Raw genomic sequence first — 1,140 nt, 5'->3', positions numbered from 1 at the left:
GCCTTCGAGGCGATCGAGGCGATCGAGGACAAGGAGTTCAAGGACAGCTATCGCGATTTCTTCATGGCCGCGCTCGACCGCGCCGCCGAGGGCGAGATTTCGATCAGCGGCAATCCGCGGGTGTCCCATCTCGCCCCCGGCGAGAAGCTGGAACTGCTTTCGACGCGGACGCCCAGCCCGGAGTTCCTGTCGGTCAACAGGGAGTTGTCGCGCGACATCGCGCGGGCGATCGGCATCTCGTTCGGCGGCCTGACGATGAACCACGAGAACGCGACCTATTCGTCGGTGCGGATGGAGAATTCGTCGATCTGGCCAGTCGTCGTCCGTCGCCGCGAGCGCATTGCCGCGCCGCCTTGCCAGTCTCTTTACGAAAACTGGCTGGACGAGGAAGTCGGCGAGAGCAGGATCGAGGTGAAGGGCGGATACGAAGCATTCGCCGCGAACCGGGAACGCTTCGCGTGGGCGCTTTGGCAGGGTCCGGCGAAGCCGTCCGCCGACGACGGAAAGAGCGCGAAGGCGTCGAGCGAGCGCATCTTCAACGGCACCTCGACGCTGGCCGACGAGTGCGCCGAGCTCGGGAAGGATCCGGACGAAGTCTTCGAGCAGCGGCAGCGCGAGCACGATCGCTATGTCGCTGCCGGCATGCCTTCGCCCTTCGTTCGCAACCCGGCCTCGAACAAGGACGGGGATCGGGAAGAAGACGAAACCCGGAAGAAAGAGAGGGCATGATGACGACGGTGCTGATCAATGGCGTTTCCGTCGACATCAACAATCCGTGTGAGGTCGCCTCGGAACTCAAGAAGGCCGAACTGATCATCGCGACCGGCGGCGGCGTGGCCATGACGCGCTTCGGCGAGGATGAGGTCCGATGGAGCGCGGCCAATGCCGCCCGGCTGCGGGAGCTTATCGAACGGTACGAAAACGAGTGCGCCGCCTCGCAGGGCCGCCGCCGGCGCTATGCCAAGAGCATGCGCTTTGTTTGAGAGGGCATCTTATGCCAGCCTTTGACCGCATCTGCTCGATCTTGTTCGAGCAGCCGCACCTTTATCATCCGAGGAAGGCCGAGACGGTCATTCGGATGCTCGGCCCGCGCCTGACCGGGTTCCCGGTCAGCGTCGTCAACGGCGAAGGCCCGGTCGA

General features: G+C 64.2%; 2 protein-coding genes. Both read left to right on the top strand.

Annotation, left to right across the window (positions count from 1 at the left end; genetic code table 11):
* Window positions 1-729, top strand: a 729-nt coding sequence (locus tag V7050_RS20190; RefSeq protein WP_324411166.1) for a phage portal protein, incomplete at its 5' end; no start/stop codon positions are given.
* Window positions 726-983 carry a gpW family head-tail joining protein gene (locus tag V7050_RS20185; protein ID WP_299478787.1) on the top strand — a complete coding sequence of 86 codons (258 nt, stop codon included), beginning with the start codon at window positions 726-728 and terminating at the stop codon, window positions 981-983. The genes V7050_RS20190 and V7050_RS20185, both read left to right, overlap by 4 nt.
* Window positions 984-1,140 lie beyond the last annotated feature (157 nt).

The organism is Amaricoccus sp. (assembly GCF_036846665.1).
Taxonomy (GTDB): Bacteria; Pseudomonadota; Alphaproteobacteria; order Rhodobacterales; family Rhodobacteraceae; genus Amaricoccus.
This window is presented reverse-complemented; position numbering and strand designations above follow the sequence as displayed.